This window comes from Pinirhizobacter sp., assembly GCF_035317885.1.
GTDB lineage: Bacteria > Pseudomonadota > Gammaproteobacteria > Xanthomonadales > Rhodanobacteraceae > Pinirhizobacter.
This window is the reverse complement of the sequence record NZ_DATHFX010000204.1, coordinates 1-2,094: the sequence shown is the minus strand read 5'-3', so window position 1 is coordinate 2,094 and position 2,094 is coordinate 1. Positions and strand designations below refer to the sequence as shown.

Annotated in this window: 2 protein-coding genes and 1 pseudogene; all 3 read right to left on the bottom strand. The window is 64.1% G+C overall.

Translation table 11 applies throughout. From position 1 onward, the window contains the following. A partial coding sequence (locus VK519_RS06385; protein WP_324348341.1) for a hypothetical protein occupies nt 1-838 on the bottom strand: 838 nt, incomplete at its 3' end. Then, nucleotides 835-1,779 carry a glycosyltransferase gene (locus tag VK519_RS06380; protein WP_414692709.1) on the bottom strand — a complete coding sequence of 315 codons (945 nt, stop codon included), beginning with the start codon at nt 1,777-1,779 and terminating at the stop codon, nt 835-837. The genes VK519_RS06385 and VK519_RS06380, both read right to left, overlap by 4 nt. Beyond that, a pseudogene (locus VK519_RS06375) lies at nt 1,779-2,094 on the bottom strand (O-antigen translocase); the annotation flags it as partial. The gene VK519_RS06380 and the pseudogene VK519_RS06375, both read right to left, overlap by 1 nt.

The following is a 2,094-nucleotide window of genomic DNA, read 5'->3' as shown; positions in this document are numbered from 1 at the left end:
TGTTGGATGCATCCAGGGGGATGCTCGTGCCTGCCGTGGCCACCGAGCCGCTCATGGGCACCAGCTGGTTGAGGAGGAAGCTTGCGTTGATGTAATGCTTCGCCTCGATCGAGCCGAAGTTGTAGGGGCCGGCGCTGGCATACAGCAGCAGCCATTTCAGGCCCTGGGGCAGCGAACGGTAGAGCGGGCTGAAAGGCAGCGCCACGTTGTCGATGTCGCCCGAGCGAATGCTGCCGAGGATCGAGAAGATCGCCCCGCTCGCCAGCACGATCGCCACGATCCGCTTCCAGGGCAGTGGCAGGCGTTCGTCGCGGCGCAGGGCGATCACCAGGGCCAGCGAGAAAAAAGCCGCGAAGATGCGGTTGCGATCGATCACCAGTACCGGGAACACCAGCCCGATGACTACCAGCGCGTTTCGCACGGCCTTGCTCCGGGCGCACAACAGGCCGATCACCGGCAAGGTCCAGCACATGTCCGAGATATGCCGGACGTGCTCGCGGCCGTTCTCCATCACCGCATACGACGATGGCTTGTCGAACAGCGGGACGGGAAACAGCGCCAGGTCGAGGGCGCAGAACAGCACCACGCCCCAGGCATAGGCCAGCGCCACGAAGGCTTCGCGCGTGCCCGCATAGCGGCGCAGGCGAAACATTGCCACCGGCGGCAGGCGCGTGCCCGATCCCAAGTCGAAGACGATGGTTGCCATGGCCATCATGGCCAGCAGCAACAGGCCCTGGGCATAGCCGGTGGGAAGGTCGTAACTGAAGTAGGTAAGCGCGCACGAAAGCAGAAGCGGCAGGCCCAGGTACGTGGAGGGCAGGTGCAGGAGGCTCTTCATGCCTTGCGCATCCGCGGTACGCCGTGGACCACCTTCTTCAGCCGCGAGGCCATCCGCAGGCACAGATGGGCTGCCACGTGCACGGCCAGCGACCAGGCATTCTTCTGCAGGTACGCAACCTTGGCGTCGATCAGATGGACCTGCGCACGCAACAGCGTGGCATGGGGTTCGTCGAAGAGCGGCAGCCGGCGTAGCGCCACCTGGCGGGATTCGAGCAGGTTCATCACCCGCGCGGGCACGTGCCGTGTCCTGCTGAGGTTCTTCCCGTGCAGGCGGTAGGCGCACACGCTCACGTCGATGAAGCCAAGCGCATTGCGCGCTGCCAGGCGCAGGAAGAGGTCCCAGTCGTCGATGTGCAGGCCCTCGTTCCAGCGGTCGACGGTTTCAAGCGCACTCTTGCGGATCAGTACCACCGGACCGCCAACGGCCCACTGGCTGATCACTGCACGCCGAATGCCCTCGTCGGTCAGGTAAAGCCGCTTGTCCGCACCGTGCAGGTCGCACATGCCGCTGGCATGGATGGGATTGTCGTCGGCGTCGATCACCACCGAGTCGCCGATCACGGCACCCTTGGCCGGATGCTCGCGCAGGTAGCGCACCTGCGCGTGCAAGCCCCCGGGCAGGAGATAGTCGTCGCTGGCCCCCAGGCGAAGGAATTCGCCGCGGGCGCGGGCGGCCAGTTCGTTCAGGGTGGCCGATACGCCCTTGTTCGGACGACTGGCGAATTCGACGGGGATCTCATGGCCGTGCCGCCGTATCCACGCGGCGATGGCGTCGGCGGTGCCATCGCTGGAACCGTCGTCGATGATCACGATTTCCTTGGACGGGTAGGGATCTTCCAGCACGCTGTCCAGGCACCGTTCCACATAGCGCTCGTGGTTGAACGCAGGGATCAGCACCGAAACCAGCGGCGGTACCGTGGTTGAACCGTCGGCCATCATCACAAGCTCCCCAGGTAGCGACGCACTACCACCGCGTTGAACACTAGGTACATGAGGTAATTCACTGCAAATGCATACATCGCGCCCACCAGGCCGAAACGGGCGGTGAAGAGGTACACCAGTACAAGGTAAGTGCCGGCAAACACGCATTCGGATACAACAAAAAGCCGGGTCATGGCCTTGGCCAGCATCATGTACGACAGGATGAACGAGGCGATCTTCACCACGTCGCCGGCCAGCTGCGGGCCATAAAGGGCGTTGGCGGCGGTGAAATCGTTGCTGAACAGGATCCGCGTGACCAGGTCCCGGGCCAGG

Excerpts from the sequence above, each read along its gene's own strand:
- VK519_RS06380 (WP_414692709.1), bottom strand. The coding sequence starts at position 1,779 with ATGATGGCCGACGGTTCAACCACGGTACCGCCGCTGGTTTCGGTGCTG.